Raw genomic sequence first — 21356 nt, 5'->3', positions numbered from 1 at the left:
TATTTGTCAGTAACGGCGCACTCTTTAGGAAGAGTGGGTCTTTTTTTGTTTTTTCTGGATGAAGAAGTAGGGGAGCAGCAGTATGGAGAACAACAACGACAAAGGGCATTTTCAGCGGAAAATGCAGGCACGGCATGTGGTCATGCTCTCTCTCGGTGGAGTGATTGGAACGGGATTATTCCTCAGCTCGGGTTACACGATTCAGCAGGCGGGACCACTGGGAACCATTCTGTCCTATCTGATCGGAGCCATCGTTGTATATCTGGTGATGCTCTGTCTTGGTGAACTGTCTGTTCATATGCCAGAGACGGGAGCATTTCATAGTTATGCAGCCAAATATATCGGACCAGCAACAGGCTACACGGTGGCTTGGTTATACTGGTTAACCTGGACTGTTGCGCTTGGTTCCGAATTCACAGCCGCCGGATTGTTGATGCAGCGCTGGTTCCCATCGGTAAACGTATGGATATGGAGCGCGGTTTTTGCACTGATGATCTTTCTGTTCAATGCATTAACGGTGAAATTATTTGCGGAATCCGAGTTTTGGTTCTCATCTGTAAAAGTAGTTACTATCGTAATCTTCATTATTATCGGTGGTGCGGCCATGTTTGGTATCATTCCCATGGCGGATTCTGAACCGACTCCATTTTTATCGAATATTACTGCATCCGGGTGGTTCCCTCATGGGGCTACAGCGATATTGATGACCATGCTTGCTGTAAACTTTGCATTCTCAGGCACCGAGTTAATCGGTATTGCCGCCGGGGAGACGGAGAATCCGGAAAAGACGATACCGAAGGCTATTCATACGACATTGTGGCGCCTGGTTATTTTCTTCATCGGAACGATTATTATCTTGTCGGCTTTGCTGCCCATGTCGGATGCCAGTGTACTGGAAAGTCCGTTTGTAGCGGTAATGGAGCGGGTGGGTGTACCCTATGCAGCAGACATTATGAACTTTGTCATTCTGACGGCGATTCTCTCAGCTGCCAATTCAGGTCTGTATGCATCTTCACGGATGCTCTGGTCTCTGGCTGACAAAAAAACGATCTCTCCGTGGTTTGCCAAATTGACCAAAAGCGGGGTACCGCTGAATGCACTTCTGATCAGTATGGTCGGTGGTGCGCTGGCTTTGCTGTCCAGCATCATTGCGCCAGGTACCGTGTATATTACACTGGTTTCCATCTCGGGTCTGGCTGTCGTTGCGGTATGGATGAGTATCAGTGCCTCCCAATACATGTTCCGCAGACAATATATCCGGGAAGGACATGCGGTCAAAGATCTGGTCTACCGCACACCACTGTATCCGGTGGTACCGATTGTTTCATTTATATTATGCCTGGCTTCATGCATAGGTATTGCCTTTGACCCGACACAGCGGATTGCGCTGTATTGTGGGGTTCCATTTATCGCAGTGTGTTACGCTGCTTATTATCTGACAGAACGTGTGAATAAGAAAAGAGGACAAGTACATGACGCAAGCACAACAGACTAACCCCATAGAACAGATCCTGCGTGAACATCCGGTCATGATTCTGGATGGAGCCTTGGCAACGGAACTCGAACAGCATGGTTGTGATCTGGATGATCCGCTATGGTCTGCTCGTGTGTTGCTTGAGAACCCGGATGTTATCGTTCAGGTCCATGCGGATTATTTTCGAGCAGGAGCCGATTGTGCGATTACATCCAGTTATCAGGCGACGGTGGATGGCTTCAGCAAGAGAGGAATCGATGAACAGGCAGCACTTGAGCTGATCCGCAAGACGGTGGAGTTGGCTGCACAGGCGAGAGATGACGTATGGGCAGAAGTGCAGAGTAGTTTAGGAGGGAGAGAACGCTCGACAGGTCAGCTAGTAGAAGCTCCTTCGGTACGTTCCGAGACCGTGCAGAATGAGGAGCATATAACAGATCGTACAGTAGCTCGCGCAGGAGACAATTTTCGTCCACGTCCAATGATTGCCGGGTCCATTGGACCTTACGGCGCCTATCTGGCGGATGGTTCAGAGTATGTTGGACATTACGGTGTGTCGGATGAAACCTTGGTTGAATTCCATCGTCCGCGCATGGCAGCATTGCTTGAAGCAGGTGCAGATATTCTGGCGTTTGAGACTATTCCATCCTTGCAGGAAGCCCAGGTGCTGGTTGATTTACTGAAGGAGTTTCCTCATGCGTATGCCTGGTTATCTTTTTCTTTAAAAGACGGGACAAGCATCAGCGAGGGCACACCGCTTGAGGTATGTGCACAGACGTTTGGTTCCGAGCCGCAGATTGCTGCGATTGGCCTGAACTGTGCTCCGATGGAAGTGGTAACGGAAGCAGTAGGTATTCTGAGTCGTGCCAGCGCCAAACCCGTCATTGTCTACCCGAACTCGGGTGAGACATATGATGCTGTAACGAAGACGTGGAGCGGGCAGGGTACATGTGGCAGCATGAGCGATGCTTCGGAACAGTGGGTTGCGGCGGGCGCGCAAATTATTGGCGGATGTTGCCGCACTACGCCACATCAGATTAGTGAACTTGCCAAGAAGTGGCGATAGCAGATCACATGTATCATAAACAGCCCTTCCACCTTTTATAAAGGCATGGAAGGGCTGTTTATTGCGTTATAGAATCCTGGCTACCTTATTCGATAACCAACATACGCGGTGATGCCTCACGAATAATTCGCGAAGAGAACCATGAACCAAGACCCGCTGCAATGATACTTAGACAAGCGAACAGTATCATTCCACCCCAATTCAGGATCAGTGGAAGTTCTACGACACCATAACCGGAAAGGACCAGTTCGAGCAGAAGAGGCAGTACATATACGCCGACGAGTATACCCAGTATCGCTCCCATGGAGGACAGCATGATCATTCCCATCGTGACCGAGAATCGGATCTGGCGGGATGTCATTCCCAGTGATTTGTATATCCCGTAGTTTCTGCTCTCTTTACGGATACTGATCCGACAGGTGCTGAAAATAATGATGAACGTCACTACGATGAACAGCAATCCAATCAGGCTCATGGGATAGATCAGGATATTAGCAGCTTCTGCATAGACCGAATCAAGCAATGTCTTCTGAGTGACTATTGATGCAAAATCTTTAAATTGTTCGTTCAATTCCCCGGCAACCAGATCCGCCTGTGTAATATCCTTCACATTGATGAAAATGGCATCGAATTCACCATAAGACGGGTTCACACTTTTCATGGCATCGATCGTGATTCGGCCTGAAACAGACATGTTGGCGATCGCCTGATAGATTCCTGTGATGAGGAATGTACGCTTTTCTCCTTCAATATAGATATCGATAAGATCACCGAGATCTTTATTTGATGTTTTGGCTACACTTACACCAATGGCAATTTCATTCGCATGTTGTGGGTTAACCCCTTTTAACGTTTCGAATCCAAGTTCCCGATAACTCCCGTCCAGTACACTCAAGTTGAGACTGATGGATTGGCCCTTCACTGTTGCAGAAGACTCCGGGCTAATGACACCCGTTGTGCTCCCTTGCCAGCCCACATTGCTGATCCTTGAATCCTGTTCTAACACGTGCTTCAGCTCAGCCTTGGGGAAGGTGCTTTTGTTTACTACAACTGCTGCGATGTTGGCGTTATCATAGCCCCAATGGGCTGCTGTCTGATAAATTCCGGTTATGCTGGTTAGCAGAACATACCCTAGAACCAATACAGAGGAAGCCATCGTGGTCAGCAGTAGGGTTAGAATTGAACTTTTGGTGTTTTTGAACAAATGTCGAAGTCCAAGGGCCATAGTCACAGGCAGTCGTGTGAACCCGATCCATTGTGCCCAGGACGAATTCATTTTGCCCGCCATCCGGCTATTATCTGTCTCCGACATACCATAACGAATGGCCTGCACAGGCTGTATGCTGCGTGCTTTTTTGGCATATAACACAACGAACAGAATCACTATAGCAAATAAAAGCACACCAGCCATTACGGCAGCGTCCAGTCCTTGGACTGGAATATTCTGATGATCCACTCGAAGAGAGGACACGGATATATTAATGATCCACTTGGAGATCCATACGCTAAGTACAATTCCGGGGATAATGGCAGCGATGGATAGCATCGCATATTGAATAACATAGGTGCCTATTGTTCTCCGAGAAGTTAGCCCAAGTGACTTGAGAATACCTATCGTTCTGTAATTGGCCAAGATGGCATCCGAAATTGTAAACCCGATGGTCATTAAGGCGATAGAGAGCATGACAACACCCATAAATATCATGATAAATCCAATAACCTGATTGATGATCAGATAGAAAGAGGCAATGGCCTCGAACTCCATTTTGGATTCCAGAAACGGAATACCTGTCTCACGATTGTATCGTTCCCAATACACCGAATTCATGCTGTAATCGTTAAAATGGATGCCCATCATACGATTCTCGTTGCCAGAAAGTGTCGCGAGATCATGTTGATAATCGATAGGATTCATCCAGACCCGTGCTGTATTGGAGAAGGGTGCCCCGTATGGTACATCAATAACAATACCCGATACATTCAATTCGAGTGTGCTTGAGCCGGTTTTGAAGCCAATGGTATCACCTACCGAAATATGATAGGCATTTGCCATGGACGTTGGAATCCAAACGGAGCCCGGCTTGGGAGTTATGCTGGGTGTCCCACTTGAGAAAATTAGTTCATCTACACCCCATGGCGGCGGCGGAGTATTAAACATGTACAGGTAGATGTTAGGGATGTGAGTTTCATTCAAAATGATGCCTGACAGTGTGCGATACGATAGTAACGGGGACACCTGAGCTCCATCCTGAGAAGCCCACCAGTCGTGCACAGCGTCAGGGTCATTGAACCCCTTTTCAATTGTCAGGATCTGATGAGATCCATGGGTTCGGGTATGCATTTCATAAAACTGATTGCCTGTGTTCGCCAGAATGACAATAGCTGTAGATACAAGAAGTGTCGAAAGTAGCAGGAGCAGCGCAATAAGCGCATTTTGTATTTTGTTCCTACTCAGATACGACAAGCAAAGTTTAAACATAACCGCCATCGTTATTCCTTCCCCGTAACCAAAGCGAAGATAATCGCTTCACGATCCTGAATTTGATGTTTGTCATAGGTGTCAAACTCAAGGATTCCGCCAATCTTGCCGTCCAAAATGTAGATCAGGCGATCTGCCCGACAGGCGGCCTTTATATCATGCGTCACCATAACTACGGACTGTCCTTTTCGATGGATATCCGTAAGGATATCGAGAACAGCTGTGCCATGTTCCATGTTCAGGCTTCCGGTCGGTTCATCCGCAAAAATGATATCCGGCGAATTGATCAAAGCCCGTGCAATGGCAGCTCGCTGCTGCTGTCCTCCGGAAGTTTGGGAGGGGAGGCGGTCACGCTGTCCATCGATATCCATGGCATTCATCAGCTCAGCAGCGCGGGATAGGATGTCCTTCTTTTTGTTTCCTGCGATATATCCCGGTAAAGCAATGTTCTCTTTGATGGAAAGGTCAGGGACCAGATTGATGCTCTGATAGATATAACCGATCCGGCGGGTGCGGAAGTCGGCCATTTCCCTTTCACTGTAAGCGTCAATCTGCTGGTCTCGAAAATAAACCTCACCTGCTGTGATCTGATCCAGTCCGCTTAGCAGATATAGGAGGGTTGATTTGCCAGAGCCGGAGTTACCCATGATGACCGTGAATTCCCCTTCATAGATATCGAGATCAACATTACGGATGGCATGATATTGTTCACTTCCGCTGTTATACGTTTTGCACAGATTCTGTGCACGGATAATCACCTTTTTGGACAAGTTGAATCACTCCCGAGTGCAGTATAGGATTCATTCTAGAGGAGGGATGTTGAGGAAGCCTTATCAAATTATGAATAAAGTATTACAGCTGTGGAGTGTGGGCTCAGCAGATCGGCAGATAGAACCGGAAGGTTGTACCTTGTCCTTCTTCACTAGTAAAGGAAATATGACCTCCGTGTGTTTCAATAATGTTTTGGCAGATGGAAAGACCCAGCCCTGTACCTCCCTGAACATGTTGTTCTGCATGACTCGCTTGGCCTCTGAAATAACGTTGGAATACAAACGGCATGTCCTGTACACGTATTCCCTGACCCGAGTCGGTAATGGTTACTTTCAAATGCCCAGATTCCAGTTCCGTGTCTATACGTATCGTATCTCCCTGAGCTGTATGTTTGAGGGCATTCGCGGCAAGATTGGAGATCACCTGTTCAATTCGGGTGGGGTCGATGGCGATTAACACATTGGGGATGCAGTTGGGCCCTTTATAGATAAGCCCCTTTGTTAGGACAACATGTTCAATAGGTTTCAACATAGCTTCCAGGACAGGCCCACTGTACATTTCACGGGTTTCCACCGAAATTTGCCCCAATTCCTGAAGTGCATGAACCAGCAGATCCTCCACAAGGCGGGCTGTTTTATCCGTATGGGTCCGCATGACTTCCATATATTCCATCAGCGTTTCCTGATCGTTGCATAGTCCTTCCTCAATAGCTTCTATGTATGCTTTTATCGTGGTAATTGGTGTTTTAATATCATGAGATATATTGGTGATGAGTTCTTTTTGTGCTTGTTCCTGCTGGATACGCAGGTCGTTCATATGCTTGATTTCTGTGCGCATCAGGTCAAACATGGCAAACACTTCGCCCAATTCATTGATCTGGTTGTACTGAATCTTTTCTTCATAATTACCTTTGAGAATGGATTCCGCATGAAGCTTCAATTGATGGATTGGAGAGAGCAGGTGTTTATTCAGTTTTCGTTTCATCCAGACTAGAAATAAACTCAGGATCAGTGACAGGAGCAAGAGTACGCTAATCAATATAACTTGAAAAGTTATTGGTCTCTGAGCCGTAACCATGGCTTGGGGGAAGGAAAAGATGGCATTGCCGATCTGACTTCCCACGGGTCCGTCCATCACGGGAAACGCAATATCAAGGGATTCGTTACCATCCGCAGTCTGCCCGGCGGCATGATGTAGATCATAATGAAGCGATGAACGCAGATTAACTTGGGTTTCTTCGGAGGTAGGGTCGGAGGACAGAATGACATTTCCATCCAAGTTTAGATAAGTAAGCAGAACCCCGGTCTCTCTGGCGGCGGAACGTATGTCTTCACGAATGGTTTGTTCATTGAGATGCTGATGATTTTGCTCCAAAGCGAGTAAGATCGGATTGACCTTGAGGCGAACCTGATTCAGGGACAGGTTGGATTCGCCTGAATTTCGATCTTGTAACAGCATCATCGACAGTGCAAGGATACTTGAAACGATAATAATGAGAAGCCCAAGTGTTGTTAACAACCAGCGTTTGGACCACCTGTTCAATGACATGTGGGTGCCTCCAATCTCACTTATTCGTAATTGAATTTGTAACCGACACCCCATACCGTCTTCAGAACGGTCGGACGCGAGGCATCTGCCTCGATTTTTTCGCGAAGTCTGCGAATGTATACGGTTACGGTATTTTCATCGCCGTAGGTTGCATATCCCCAGATGGCGTCGAGCAACTGGGCTTTGGAGAATACCTGATTCTTATGGCTTGCCAAGTAATAAAGTAATTCGAATTCCTTGGCAGACAGAGAAACTTCCGATCCGTTTAATGTAACTTTATAGGCTTTTTTATCAATCACCAGGTTTCCAAGATGCAGCAGATCTGTTCTGTCTCCAACGGATGTCAGGCTGTCATAACGCCTGAAGTGGGCATTAATTCGTGCTAACAATTCGCTCAGCGAGAAGGGTTTGGTCATATAGTCGTCTGCTCCAAAGCCAAGACCAAGTACCTTATCTGTATCACTGCCTCTGGCACTCAGAATGAGGATGGGGATATTGTTGCGCCTTCTGATCTCTCGACACACCTCGATCCCGTCCATGTCCGGAAGCATAATGTCCAGAATGATGTAATCTGGTTGAATAAGCTCCATGATCTGAAGCCCATCTTGCCCAGTGGCTGCAACGGCAGCTTCATACTGGTTTTTGGTCAGATAATCTCGCAGAATGCGCGAAATATCTGATTCATCCTCGATGATGAGAACTTTGCGCTGGTGGGTTAGCATATGTATCGCTCCAGTATTTTTAATGGGAATCCAATGAGATATATGGATGGGTAAGATGACAGTCTCTATAATTGTACAGTCTTGTTCTATTGGAGTCACATGAAATATTGAAGTGAACATCATTCTTATAAAAAACGTTCTGACTTCCAGTCGTACTGAGAGTTGATCGCAGTTCAATGTATCAAAATAACCCATGATCCTCTTTAAGGTCATGGGTTTCTGATAATGAACATCATACATGCTCCAGATCATCGATAGGCTCATACTGTCTGGATTTGAGATACTCCGCCGGAGACACACCGAAGTGCGCCCGGAATACCCGGTGGAAATAGGAGTAGCTTGCAAAACCGCAGGATTCCGCAATATGCTCCAGTGTCATTTCACTGTATTTCATGCGTTCCAGCGCGGCATTCAGACGGATCTCAATCGCGTATTGAATCATGGTCTGATTGTAGTGCTCCTTGAATAAACGGACTGCACGTGACAGACTGAGCCCTGCATAACGTGCCGCTTCCTCAAGTTTAAACGTAACCGTGGCATGCTCCTCAATGAAACGTTTTAACTTCAGCGCAGAGGAAACTGCCCGATCAGTCTGAATATTTTCTTTAATTGCCCGGTCGATATACAGACATAACCCGCGCAGTAACGCATCCTTTAGCTCCGCATTTTCCTCGAGAGGTCCGCGACGTTTCTCAAGTAACATGTTTCGCCACAGGCTGATGAGTTTATCATCAAGTCCAATTCGGCTCACGGTAGATCGATGCTGCCGTTTCCACCAGTTCTCAATCCAGCTGCCCTCGCAGAACAGATAATAATCTCCGCTGGACAAACGTCCTTCCTTATGTGGTTCATCTACAACGAGATGATAGTCGTCACCAGGTTTGAGCAGCAATAAATCTCCGCTAGTCATCCTGAATTCTTCTTCCTGTACATACACTTTGCACGAGCCTTCGGTCTGCAGACGGAACAGATAGGTTTGCAGCTCACCCCTCATATTATGAGTGAACGCCTTATAGTGATATGAGTAGTCACAGATCAGTACAGATGTCTCTAACGTATCCAAAGATAAAATCCCCCAATATGTACATCCTTTTACATCATAAGTTTAACTTAACATTTACACGAAAACGGAGAGGACAGAAAGAACCTGAAGAAACGAAGTTAAAAGCTTTCTGAAAGAAAGCTGCATCGGAAGCATAAGCTCGCCTTTATCTCCGGATTTTATCCTTTTAAAAAGGAAATTGAAAAAATCTGGGGATAACAGCGATCGGAAGGTTGTTCTGTCATCGGAGTGCCAGTGTAAATATCTTCAGTTGAAATTAGCCACATTCAATTGATGCAAAATGATGGAAATAAAATTTGACCAGATAGTTCATGTTCTGACTATATTGTATATGTTCATTCTAGCCTGTTTTGCGGTAGGATGATACCAGATAGAGCAATGAAAGCAAATTTGAGAACAGAGGTGTATCCTACATGAAAAAACTTAATATTGGTTTGCAATTGTTTACACTCCGTGATGAAACTGCAGCAGATTTTCGTGGTACGTTGCGTAAGGTAGCGGCCCTTGGATATGAAGGTGTGGAGTTTGCCGGATATGGCGATATTCCAGCTGAGGAAATGAAAGCGCTACTAGATGAACTTGGACTGAAAGGATTCAGCAGCCACGTTTCACTACATGCGATGCGCGAGGACTTGCAAAAACAAATCGATTACCTGAAAACGATTGGTGCACAATATATCATTTGTCCGTACCTGATGCCTGAGGATCGTCCCGAGAATGCAGAAGGCTGGACCAAGCTGTTCGAAGAATTGCAACAATATGGAGCTGAAGCAGCGAAACAAGGATTAATCTTCGGATACCATAACCATGACTTTGAATTCCATGGCCAGGTTGGCGATGCCAATGCCTTTGATGCTATGTTCGCTCAAACATCACCGGAAGCGGTGAAAGTGGAAATGGACGTATGTTGGGTTCAATTTGCGGGACAAAATCCGATCGAGTATATTAAACAATATGCGGGCCGCTTGCCGCTGCTTCATCTGAAGGACTTCAGCAAAGACGAACATGGCCAGATGAAAACGCTGGAATTGGGACAAGGTTCGGTTGACCTGCCAGCTGTTATTGAAGGCGCTACGAATGCAGGCGTGGAATGGCTGATCGTGGAACAAGACGTATGTCAGAACCCACCGCTTGAGAGCGTATCCAATAGCTACAACTGGCTGAAACAGAACTATTTGAACCAATTTTAATAGAACCATTGAACGCTGCTAAAATGCTAATCTATTTGTCAAAGGAGACTTATGTACATGAGTAAAATTAAAGTTGCTGTATTCGGCTGTGGAGCCATTGCCGAGCGCAGACATATTCCAGAGTACGCTGCCAATGAGAACGTAGAACTTGTCGCTTTTGCCGATCCGATTGTGGAGCGTGCGGAGAAGATGGCCGAGACTTACGGTGGTAAAGCGTATTCCAGTTACGAAGAATTGCTTGCAAACGAAACAGTGGATGCCGTTAGTGTGTGTACACCAAACTATCTGCATGCGCCAATGGCGATTGCTGCTGCAAATGCAGGCAAGCATGTATTGGTTGAGAAACCAATGGCAGTATCCACTGAAGAAGGCGAGCAAATGATCGAAGCTGCCAAGAAAAATGGCGTGTATCTGATGGTTGGACACAACCAGCGTCTGATGCCTCCTCACGTAAAAGCAAAAGAAATTCTCGACTCCGGCAAACTCGGTAAAGTCCTGAATTTCCGTACATCATTTGGCCACCCGGGTCCGGAAGGATGGAGTGTGGACGGAGCTGAAAGCTGGTTCTTCCGTAAAGAAGAAGCGATTATGGGCGCTATGGGCGACCTGGGCGTGCACAAATCAGACTTCATCCGTTATTTGCTGAATGATGAAGTATCTGAAGTGGCTGGTTTCATCAGCACACTGCACAAGGAAGGCACTAAAGTTGACGATAACGCAACTTGTTTGCTGCGAATGAAGAGTGGAGCGATCGGAACGCTCGTAGCAAGCTGGACACAATACAGAGCTGGAGACAACAGTACAGTGCTGTGGTGCGAGAATGGTGTTATGAAGATTGGAACAGTGGAAGGCGATGAAGTTATTGTTGAGCTGACCAATGGTACAGTTGAGACGTACAAAGTTGGTGCCATGGCTACCAACGAGAAACAAGTGCCGAGTGGTGTAATTGACGCCTTTGTAGAGTCGATTGTAACCCAAACACCTCCTGCGATTTCTGGGGAAGAGGGCTTACGTTCTCTGCAAGTGATCCTGGCAGCATTCGAATCCGAAAAAACAGGTCAGATCATTAAGCTGTAATAGAGTAGCTGCAGGCAAAAGCAAAATGAAACAAAGGACATCCTCCAGTATGATATGCTGGAGGATGTCCTTTGTAGTGACGAATTTAGTAGAACTGCTGAGCAGAATGAGCTAACATTTCGATGAATCTTTTTTTTACAATTAGACTCAGTATGCCAACCTTGATTAATCCATAACCGCCATTAGAAATAATCTTTCCATACTAAATCAAATCTGATTTTTGAAGCAAGCGTCTGACGATTACTGCAGCTTCAGCTCTGGTCATATGATCATTCGGAGAAAGAATTGTACTGCTCTTTCCCATAATGATGCCAGCTTGTATATTGTCAGCGATGCCGTTCAACGCCCAGTGTGATGCTTTTGCCGCATCTGTATACGGATGTAGCACCTTGTCGATGGACGGGTCAGATGGAATGCTCAATCCAGTAATTTTCATCGCCTTAGCGGTTATAACCATCGCTTCTTCACGGGTAATTCTAGCATTTGGATGAAAGCAACCATCCTGTAAACCATTGACTAATTGATACGAGTAGGCCGTATGAATTGCATCATTATACCAGTCAGAAGCTTTTACGTCCGAGAAGGGAGAAACTTCGTTACCTAGCTTAATTCCCAATCCTCGAATGAGGATATCCACAAATTCAGCACGAGTGATCTCTGAATCAGGACGGAAAGAACCGTCTCCTAAACCGTCCACGACCATGCGTGAACCCAAATCGTTGACAGCCTCTCTAGCCCAATGATTCTTACTATCACTAAATTCTATTGGATGCCATATGAGCAGGTATGAGCTATTAGTCAAACTATTTATTTTTGCGTAATATTTTCCGTCAATTAAGACGACTTTGGTAGGAACGTGACGAACGGAGCCGTCAGGTTCGACAACAACGCTTGTTGTAATCTTCTTAGGATCAACATCGTTTGGTATTGTAATCATGCGTTCGATATAGGTGCTAAACTTTGATACAACAATCGTTCTGCCTTCATGTAGGGCTCTAACTGTAAATTCAATCGGTGGAACGACCGTAGTGAAAGCTTCCTTATCCGCTATATTCGCCAACACTTTTGCTGCATCTTCAGTTAGTTTGGCGATTTCAATTTGAAGCTTTATATCTTGAAGAGCGATCGATTTTCCGATTTGGTCGGAGATCGAACTAGTGTTGATTTGTTGCATGGGAAGTGTGTACACAGCTTCATTCGTTCTCATTTCCAGAGTTGCCTGCATCTGTTCCATGGCTTGGATCATTTGCCCGTTTAGTTCAACTACGACGACATCGGACTCGATGTTCACAGGAATGACGACAGTTGCGCCCGGCTTTTCTGTCGCGAGCTTGTCCTCCAGCTTTTTCTGGTCAATCGTTACTGTTAATAACTGTTGCCCATCACGTTTGGAAGTGGCTATTGTTCCTGCGCGCTCTACTTTGCCATTAACGATAATATCTACATCGGCAGTTGGGGTTGGAATTGAATTTCCGTTCGTTGCTGGCGATGTAGGGGCTGTAGGGATTGTAGGTACGGTGACTGACGATGCCGTGACAGCCGAGGTGAATCCACTCTCGACTGCCAATCCTGTAATCTTACCTGTCTGAGCGATAGGGGTCACTTCGAAGCTAATGTACTTTCCGATATCGGCAGCTTGTAATGTATAGGAAAGTGTTGCTGCATTTGGAATGGCGGTCTTGTTAGTCCCAAGTGCATCGACGGAGCGGTACCACTGGAATGTGCTCTTACCCTCCGCATCCGAGTCCTTATCCTGGTAGGTATAGCTTCCGTTTAAAGTTGAACCAACCTGGGCTGTTCCTGTTATGCTTACATTGAGTGCTTGTGGTGCAGCCTGTCCGAAAATAATACCGGACGTGCTCCCTACGTTGTTAAGTCTCAGATCCGCTTGAATGCCATAACCATCCTTACTTATTAAAGTTCCTCCATTGGAAAGCAAGGAGCTTCCTACGGTCATGATATCGGCATCCAGATCAGACGCCTGTACCACATATTTGAATGTCAGTGTATCAGTACGTGAACCACTGTCATATATGGCATTAACGGTGTTGCTCCCAATGGTAACCGGTAAAATTGCACGATTGGTGTACGCTCGTACCGCTTCCGAGAAATGCATCTTAAACAGTAATTCATCGCCTTCATAATACGATTTTGGCTCAGGCATCTCTACTGACGTAATCGTTGGAGTGGCAGCATTTAGAACCATTCGGACACTCGCATAACTGCCCACGCTGGCTTGGCTGGTATTGCCTCCATAATCAACGATCGATCCGTTGGTGCTGTCAAGCAGTCCTAATGCGTCAATAAAAACATCGTTATCGGAAGATTGAACGGTGTAGCGAAATACGAGATCTGTCGATTGTGAGACTGGTGCGTCGGGCACATATACAGCCTGAGCTACCGAACGGCCACCAGCCATTAATGACAAACTTGGGGTCCCGTTAACCTTCACAGGTTCAGAGAAGCGAACCATGAACTCGAAGCTTTCTCCAGTAGTGTAATTCCGATTCATAGGAGTACGAGAGAAAAACTGAACATTAGGGAGGACGGCATCGACGACTACATCCGAAAGGGCCAGTTTATGGATCATGTTTGATACGGGTGTCTGTTGGATTGAGTCGTTGATGCTCCCACCGTTCAATTGAATGGCGTTGCCAATCCTTATACCGTTCAAAGCTTCCTCCCCACTCTGAACAATATACTGGAATATCACTTTGTTTCCGGATACTTCTGCAAACTTTGCTTGATGTTCTGTCGGTGTTTCCGTCGTGCCGAAGAATAATGGGAGATACGGCTCGCCGGTTACGCTCACATCCGTTGGATATAGAAGTGCGAAATTCAAAATATCGCCTTCCTTATAGTATCCGTCAGCAGGGATCTCCGTTATGAACGAAGATCCGCCAGTACTAACTTGTACACCAGAAAGATATGTATTTGTTCCTTCAGGAAAACCGGGAATGATCAAATTAGTAGCGGTATCCCTAATCGTACCTCCATACATTTTCACTTCACTGTCAAGTGTGATTCCGTCGAGGTCTTCAAGTCCAGGTTCTACGATGTATTGAAATATAATCTGATTGGACCCAATGGAGTAAAAAAATTCTGCGCGTACTTCTGTTCCACCGATATTGAGACTGAGATAGGGCGTGCCATACCGCGTATTAACGACGATATTTTCAGAGAATGCGACTGTGAATAAGAGAGATTCGCCCGTAGTATATGTTTTGTCAGCAGGATAACTGACTGAAAGAATAGTCGGAATGACCGTATCTATCTTTATGCCTGTATCCATCACCGATGCACCGTTTGGCCCAAAACCGCTGCCGAGATCAGCGTCCTCCGCAGCACTATTCGTAATGGAGGCACCATTTAATTGGATGGAACCTAGGATTTGAATGCCATCCGCATCATCATCTCCTGATTGAACTGTATAAGAAAATTGCACATACTTCGAGAAGCCGGACACATAGATCGCTTCCCTCACCGTTCCACCAATATCAAGCTTCAGGCTGGGTATTCCGCCGGTCACTGTTACATCTTCATTGAATACTGCAGTGAAGTTGAGCACCTCGCCTGCTTTATATGTTTTGACTACAGGCAAATTCAGCCCCGTAGTTGTTGGTGAAGCTGCACTAGTCTGAATTGCGCCAAGCGAGGTTGTTAAGAGCAGAAACACTAGTAAAGCGGCGGTGAGCTTTTTCAGAACCATGATGACAATACCTCCTCGTTTTTTTGTAATTATATCGACAAAATATCATTGTTCTTTGATAGTAAATCAAAAATTAAAATAGAAGGAGCAAATGATTTTCAATATGCAGAAACTCTGCTGGCGGGTACGCAACCAGATGAGGTTAGTAAAGCTTTTGATAAACCCCCGCAAAAACAAAGGAACCCAAGCAAACATTTTCTGCTTGAGTCCCTTTGCTTTTTGTATTTGTTGTTTATCAGGTTGCATAGCGCGTGAGTCATGTTGAGCAACATTACTATATTTTTGATCATAGCTATCGTTTGCAGACATTAAAAATACTGAGAAAATATTTAAAGACTCACAATCGAATCAAATTCATAACTCAGTTTTATGTAACTAGATATAGACAAATTGAATCGTTTTGATCTATATCTAGCCTTGATTTAAGTAGCTAAAGGTATTATGAGATTGATTATACGCCTGTCGGTCTAGTTTTACTTTCCAGATCAATCCAGGCGATCTCTTCTGAAGTTAATGTGATGCGGGACCCTTCGTCACAGGACAGCAGTTCCGCCTGATTCTGGGCACCGATCAGGGCACAGGTCGGGAAGGACTGATTCAATACGTAGGCCAAGGCGATCTGAATCGCCGTTGTATTTTTGGATTCAGCCAATTCACCGGCACGGCGCAACCGTTCCCAGTTGCCATCACTGTAGAATACACGCACCAGGTCTTCGTTATCCCGAACTTCAGGTGTGAATCGTCCAGTGAAGAAACCACGCGCTTGGGAAGACCAGGATAGCAATGGCAGCTTGGTTTGCTCGTGCCATGCGAGCGTCTCTGCATCTGCAGACACACAGCCTGCCCAGAAAGGTTCGTTTGCTTTGGCGAGACTGAGGTTCGGACTGCTGAATGTGAAACCCTTCAAGCCGTTTGCCGCAGCGTACACATTGGCTTCCTCAAGCCGTTGCCAAGTCCAGTTGGAGGCGCCAATTGCGCCGATTTTGCCGGATTCAATATGTTCGTTCAATGCTTCAAGAATAACACTAACAGGGGTATTGGGGTCATCTCGGTGCAAGGCATACATCTCTACGTGATCTGTCTGAAGACGCTCCAGACTTTCCATCAGGTCGCTGCGGATGGCATCAGCGTTCACGCGTGGCCCATTCTGGTCATGATGTGCGCCTTTGGTGAGAATGACGATCTGGTCGCGGTTACCGCGTTCTTTCATATAACGACCAAGGACTTCTTCACTCTGTCCACCACAATAGATATGTGCTGTATCGACGGTGTTACCGCCAATCGACAGAAAAGCATCCATATTCGTAGCTGCTTTATCGTAGGCATCATGCACGAAATAATCGGTTCCTTTAATCAATCTGGAGACACGTTTACCTGCACCAGCAATTTCGATATATTCCATAAATCGGTTCATCCTCTCAATTATAGTGTAATTCGTGTGCGTTCTTCCGCTGAACGAAGGCAAGCTTCCAGCACTTTCATATTAGCTACCGCATCGGAAGGAGCGAAGCGCAGATCTTTGCCCTGAAGTACAGCACGTGCCATATCATCTCCTTGTAGAGCGTAGTGGTTCACTTGCTGGACTTCAATCTCTCTGCGTTCACCACCTGCTGTGACATAGAAGTTGGAACTGCGATCCTGACGACCGATAAAGGCCGAAGGCACCTCAATGATGCCATCAGAACCTAGAACCTCCAGCGTGTTTCGGAAGGCTGCCCACATGCTGCTGTCAAACGTCACACCAACGTGATTATCGAATTCCAATAGTCCGGAAGCCATCATATCGACCTGATCATGCTGTGGGGAGAACATGCCAATAACGGTAACTGCACTTGGTTCCTGACCAAGCAGCAGACGTGCTACGCTGATGGAATAACATCCGATATCATAAAGTGCACCGCCACCCCATTCTTTACGAAAGCGAACGTTGCCGGAGGAAGCGGAATTGTTGAACGAAAATGTGCTGTGCATACCGCGGATCTCACCGATCTCACCGCTGGCAATGATATCTCGGATCTGCTCATAACGTGGATGATGGCGGTACATGAATGCTTCCGCGAGATGCACACCTGCATCTGCGCAAGCTTGAACCATTTCCTGAGCTTCCTGCTCTGTCAGAGCCAGTGGTTTTTCGCACAAAATATGTTTGCCTGCTTCAGCAGCCCGGATCGTCCATTCCCGATGCAGATGATTAGGCAGCGGGATATATACGGCATCAATGGAATCATCAGCGAGCAAAGCTTCATAACTGCCATAGGCCTTGTCGATCCCGAGTTGTTCGGCCGTCTGCTTGGCTTTATCTTCGTCTCGACTGGCAATCGCGGTTACTTCATTCAACTCGGATTGCTGCAAGCCAGGAATGACGGATTCCACAGCAATGCTAGCGCTACCAAGAATGCCCCAACGCAATTTTTGAACTGAATTCATGTGTTGTATCCTCCTGTGTATAAATGTATATTGTGATTATAATGAATAGACCAACGAATTAAAATGATAATATATTGAAGTTAGTTAACACAATATTGTTGATCAAGGAGAACTGGCTATGATGAGACAAACCGTATTGCTTACCCTGCAGGATATTCCATATTTTTGTTATCCTGAATCCGTTGGACATTATATGGATCACGTCCAGCATTCCGTGTTGCGGGAGGCAGGTGTACTGAACAACTTTAATATTCACTACGTCGCTTCAGGCAAGGGATTTGTGGAGGTGGATGGGGTGGTGCATGAGCTTCGCGCAGGTCAGGCTGTACTCTATTTCCCGCAGCAGCGACAGCATTATTATAGTAGTGAAGATGATCCGTGGGATGTACGATGGGTTCATTTTTACGGTGAACGTCTGCATGATTATATGATCGAGCGGGGGTTACATCGCAATCTATTGTGGACACTGCGACAACGCAGCTCTTGGGAAGAGGCTCATCTGGCCTTGCTGACTGAAGCGGAACAGAACACCATGCTGCGTCCGGCTCAGCTATCCACACTGACCTATGCTGTACTCGCCGAGTTCGTGCAGCATGCAGTACCTTTAAAGAGCACACGTACTACAAGTAAGGCGGAGAGTCGGGTTCTTGCACTTCTTCCACAGATGCAGCAAGAGGCATGTCAACCTTTCCTGTTACAGGACTGGGCGGATCTTGCAGGTGTGAGTTCGTATTACTTTTGCAAAATGTTCAAGAGTGCTGTGGAGATGACGCCCATGGAGTTTATCACTCGTTCACGACTACAGATGGCGAAGCAATGGTTACTCGAACGGCCTACGGCGAATATTGGACAGATTGCGGAGGAAGCAGGGTATCCTAATGCCAGTTATTTTAACCGTCAATTCATGGCTCACGAGGGGATGACACCTACAGATTATCGTGGATTGTATCACAATTAACCCAGATCCTTGCGATGTTTCCAGCGCTTAAATTGCAGTAGTTTGACAGAGAGCTTAATCAAGTCTATTATGGATAAATTAAATCCGTGTATAATGAGGTGCCCTCATGAAATATTCAAAAGCGACAAATTATGCTTTGCATACGATGCTTCATCTTGTAAGTACTGCCCCCGAACAGCTGGTTAGTGTACACCAACTTGCAGAATTGCAGAAGGTATCACCAACCTATCTGTCCAAAATTTTGACCAAATTGGTTAAGGCGGGCATGATTGAATCCACTTCTGGTGCCAATGGTGGCTACCGGCTTAGTCGTAAAAATCCCGACCCTTCTTTTCTGGAGATCATTCATGCGATTGAAGGTCAGGCGTCCCTGTTCGAATGTACCCAGAATCATAACGCAGGCTGTTTGATCCAGCAGGTGATGGTGCAGGCGGAAGAAGAGATGGAGAGTTTCTTGCACAATAAGAAAATGTCAGAACTGGCCTCCCAGATGAAAAGTTGGAGTGCACAGCAGTAACTTTGGGTTAGAAGTGAGGCTTTAATTGATGGGATTAACTCGTCTAGCATAGGTATATTCAGATCTTTCCTCAACCTCGCGAGAGGTAAGGAAAGATTTTTTGTATCGTTGTGCCTAATAGAAGTCGGATGGTACAATAAGGAAGGTATAGGTCCATACATACTTGATCCAATCTTACATCACATTTTACATCTCTGGAGGGACAACACATGAGCCAATCAACGATCACAGGACTGGAACAATTGCTCGCACTGGAAAACATTCGAAACACCAAAGCGCGCTATTGCCGCTATATTGATACGAAACAATGGGACATCTTGGGTGATGTGTTTGCTCCGGATGCAGTGGCCGATTTCAGCACAGAAGGCAATCCAATTCCGGTATTAACGGGCCGCGATACCATCGTACAAGTATTCCGTGATCTGGTGGATGTTGCCGTAACCGTGCATCATGTTCATAGCGCCGAAGTTGAATTTGTATCCGAGAATGAAGCGAAGGTCATCTCCCCAATGGAAGATTGGGTAACGTTCCCGGAGGGCAATGAGAACAAATCCTTCCACGGATTTGGGCACTACCACGAAACTTTTGTCAAAATCGACGGCCAGTGGTACATCAAACATACAACTCTGAAACGTCTTCGTCTGGACCTGTTTGAATAGTAGAATCCGTGTAGAAGAATAGAGAAGTTGGTCAACCCTAAAATAACGGCCCCGAGGGCGTCCTTGGGTTTTTTTTATATTTGTGGGAGAGATGCAGCAGCTGACACATGCATAGAAAATAGGTAGAAAAAAAGTCAGGTTCAGAACCCGTGGGTCCTTTCCTGACTTCTTTTAGTTAAGATGAAATTTTAGATCCGAATACTTGTTTTCGTGACTTCCCGTGACTGCATTCTCAGATACACCTGAGAGAATATAACGGATGCCAGTGCGACCACGGTCATACCCCAGAAAATATTGGTGTACGCCGAGGACAACGGCATGTTTTGCATCGCAGTCAACGCTACACCAGTGACAGCAACACTGAAAGCACCGCTGAAGAACTGACTAAGTTGGAACAGTCCCATACCTGCGCCCACCTGATCCATGGTCAGATTACCAGACAATTCATTGGACACGCTGGTGGTCAGGGATGAGAAACCAACGCTGAGCAGGACATACACGGCCATGATGGCGTAGGTGTTATTGTCTGCAAATAAAGCGAACAATCCCGCAGCGGCTAGTAGCAGCCATGGTGCAAACTTCAGTAGCAACGTATTGCCATGTCGGTCAATCATACGGCCGATCCGGTTGGACAGCAGCATGGACACGACTGCACCCGGGAAGATGACGAGCCCGGATTGAGCAGGGGTCAGTCCATACAGATGCGCCAAAATTTGCGGCAGCAGGAACAGCGTTGAGAAGTTATTGATGTACGATACAATCCCCAGCGAGCTGAGGATCATATATTTTTTGTTTTTAAACAGAGCAGGTTGAACAAAAGGATCTGCCGCGCGCCGAATTCGGAGCCAGAACAGGAGCAGTGCCGCAGCACCGATGACAAGTGTGAACCACTGACGGGAAGTCAGGAATAACAGCACACCGGTCGTACCGATGGCGAGAAGCACGGCACCCAGCAGGTCAAATGAACCTTTTTGCGGTGTTTCCCGCGGAAGCAGTTTGAAGAATACAGGAATCAGGAATAAAGTTAATCCCGTAACGATAAACAGATCATGCCATCCCAGAAATTGAGTAATGCTTCCGCCGATGACGGGACCAAGCCCAAGCCCCAGTGAACTCGCGGACATGATGACAGCCATCGATTTACCCCGGCGATCATTGGGAATGTATCGTGTAATCAGCACAATGGCGAGACCCGGAACCGAAGCAGCACCTGCAGCCTGGATCAGACGTGCAATGAGCAAAATGATGAAATGATTACTGAAGAACCCAAGAACGGATGCTGCACCAAGTAACGTAAGCCCGGTCGTGAATAATGTACGAATAGGTATGAAATCCGATAGACGTGAGAACGTAATCGAGGAAATGGCAAATACAATGGAATACCCTGTAACAATCCATGAGGAAGCGACGGAAGTAAGCATGAATTCAGCTGCAATTTTGGGCAGCGCCAGATTAAACATCATTGTATTCATAACAACGAGTACAACGGTGAAGCCAAGCAAGCCTACAATTAATCCTTCCTGTATTCCGGTCCGTTCCCCTGATGATGCGGTTGCGGTGTTGTTCATAAAAACCTCCTAAAGTGATGTGTATTTCGCAACATTTCAGAAACGGTGTGTAACATTTGCAAAATGTAGTATGATGTCAATCCCGTGCCTGACAGCAGGGGTTACATAACGAAATCATTAAAGTTCGATTG

The 21356-nt window shown here is 46.3% G+C and carries 16 protein-coding genes; 7 read left to right on the top strand and 9 right to left on the bottom strand.

The window, feature by feature from the left end; translation table 11 throughout:
* The first annotated feature begins 82 nt into the window (after window positions 1-82).
* Both mmuP and mmuM read left to right on the top strand, forming a co-directional pair.
* The gene (mmuP, locus tag ABTV53_RS24550; RefSeq protein WP_433747501.1) at window positions 83-1495 is read left to right on the top strand and encodes an S-methylmethionine permease; all 1413 of its coding nucleotides are present in this window, start codon (window positions 83-85) and stop codon (window positions 1493-1495) included.
* Window positions 1473-2537 (top strand): homocysteine S-methyltransferase, encoded by a 1065-nt coding sequence (gene mmuM, locus ABTV53_RS24545; protein ID WP_433747498.1) that lies wholly within the window; start codon window positions 1473-1475, stop codon window positions 2535-2537. Before mmuP ends, mmuM begins: the two co-directional genes overlap by 23 nt.
* Window positions 2538-2622: 85 nt before the next feature.
* On the opposite strand, the gene ABTV53_RS24540 is transcribed toward mmuM, so the two are convergent.
* The 5 genes from ABTV53_RS24540 to ABTV53_RS24520 form a co-directional block, all read right to left on the bottom strand.
* Window positions 2623-5025, bottom strand: a complete 2403-nt coding sequence (locus ABTV53_RS24540) for an ABC transporter permease (protein WP_433747495.1) — start codon at window positions 5023-5025, stop codon at window positions 2623-2625.
* A gap of 2 nt (window positions 5026-5027) precedes the next feature.
* A complete protein-coding gene (locus ABTV53_RS24535) occupies window positions 5028-5786 on the bottom strand; it encodes an ABC transporter ATP-binding protein (RefSeq protein ID WP_433747492.1) in 759 nt (252 codons plus the stop codon).
* A gap of 103 nt (window positions 5787-5889) precedes the next feature.
* Complete coding sequence (locus ABTV53_RS24530) at window positions 5890-7335, bottom strand: sensor histidine kinase (RefSeq protein ID WP_433747489.1); 1446 nt, start codon at window positions 7333-7335, stop codon at window positions 5890-5892.
* A 20-nt stretch (window positions 7336-7355) separates the two neighbouring features.
* Window positions 7356-8057, bottom strand: a complete 702-nt coding sequence (locus ABTV53_RS24525; RefSeq protein ID WP_433747487.1) for a response regulator transcription factor — start codon at window positions 8055-8057, stop codon at window positions 7356-7358.
* Between the two features lie 232 nt (window positions 8058-8289).
* Window positions 8290-9120, bottom strand: coding sequence for a helix-turn-helix domain-containing protein (locus ABTV53_RS24520; protein WP_433747484.1), 831 nt, complete (start codon window positions 9118-9120; stop codon window positions 8290-8292).
* Window positions 9121-9533: 413 nt separating this feature from the next.
* Here ABTV53_RS24520 and ABTV53_RS24515 point away from each other — a divergent pair, with 413 nt between their 5' ends.
* Complete coding sequence (locus ABTV53_RS24515; protein WP_433747482.1) at window positions 9534-10310, top strand: sugar phosphate isomerase/epimerase family protein; 777 nt, start codon at window positions 9534-9536, stop codon at window positions 10308-10310.
* Window positions 10311-10367: 57 nt separating this feature from the next.
* The gene (locus tag ABTV53_RS24510) at window positions 10368-11387 is read left to right on the top strand and encodes a Gfo/Idh/MocA family protein (RefSeq protein ID WP_433747480.1); all 1020 of its coding nucleotides are present in this window, start codon (window positions 10368-10370) and stop codon (window positions 11385-11387) included.
* 202 nt (window positions 11388-11589) lie between these two features.
* Here the strand turns inward: ABTV53_RS24510 and ABTV53_RS24505 are convergent, their stop codons facing one another.
* The 3 genes from ABTV53_RS24505 to ABTV53_RS24495 form a co-directional block, all read right to left on the bottom strand.
* Entirely contained in the window at window positions 11590-15096 is a 3507-nt protein-coding gene (locus tag ABTV53_RS24505) for an S-layer homology domain-containing protein (RefSeq protein ID WP_433747477.1), read from the bottom strand.
* A gap of 451 nt (window positions 15097-15547) precedes the next feature.
* Window positions 15548-16498 (bottom strand): aldo/keto reductase, encoded by a 951-nt coding sequence (locus ABTV53_RS24500; protein ID WP_433747474.1) that lies wholly within the window; start codon window positions 16496-16498, stop codon window positions 15548-15550.
* Between the two features lie 20 nt (window positions 16499-16518).
* Complete coding sequence (locus ABTV53_RS24495) at window positions 16519-17523, bottom strand: Gfo/Idh/MocA family protein (RefSeq protein WP_433747472.1); 1005 nt, start codon at window positions 17521-17523, stop codon at window positions 16519-16521.
* Window positions 17524-17641: 118 nt separating this feature from the next.
* Here ABTV53_RS24495 and ABTV53_RS24490 point away from each other — a divergent pair, with 118 nt between their 5' ends.
* The 3 genes from ABTV53_RS24490 (at window position 17642) to ABTV53_RS24480 (ending at window position 19657) form a co-directional block, all read left to right on the top strand.
* On the top strand, window positions 17642-18481 hold the full coding sequence (locus ABTV53_RS24490; RefSeq protein WP_433747469.1) for a helix-turn-helix domain-containing protein: 840 nt from the start codon (window positions 17642-17644) through the stop codon (window positions 18479-18481).
* 106 nt (window positions 18482-18587) lie between these two features.
* The gene (locus tag ABTV53_RS24485; protein WP_433747466.1) at window positions 18588-18998 is read left to right on the top strand and encodes an RrF2 family transcriptional regulator; all 411 of its coding nucleotides are present in this window, start codon (window positions 18588-18590) and stop codon (window positions 18996-18998) included.
* A 209-nt stretch (window positions 18999-19207) separates the two neighbouring features.
* The gene (locus tag ABTV53_RS24480) at window positions 19208-19657 is read left to right on the top strand and encodes a nuclear transport factor 2 family protein (protein WP_433747463.1); all 450 of its coding nucleotides are present in this window, start codon (window positions 19208-19210) and stop codon (window positions 19655-19657) included.
* 188 nt (window positions 19658-19845) lie between these two features.
* On the opposite strand, the gene ABTV53_RS24475 is transcribed toward ABTV53_RS24480, so the two are convergent.
* Window positions 19846-21225, bottom strand: a complete 1380-nt coding sequence (locus ABTV53_RS24475; protein WP_433747460.1) for an MFS transporter — start codon at window positions 21223-21225, stop codon at window positions 19846-19848.
* Between the last annotated feature and the right edge of the window lie 131 nt (window positions 21226-21356).

It is taken from the genome of Paenibacillus amylolyticus (assembly GCF_050990605.1).
Taxonomy (GTDB): domain Bacteria; phylum Bacillota; class Bacilli; order Paenibacillales; family Paenibacillaceae; genus Paenibacillus; species Paenibacillus amylolyticus_H.
This window is presented reverse-complemented; position numbering and strand designations above follow the sequence as displayed.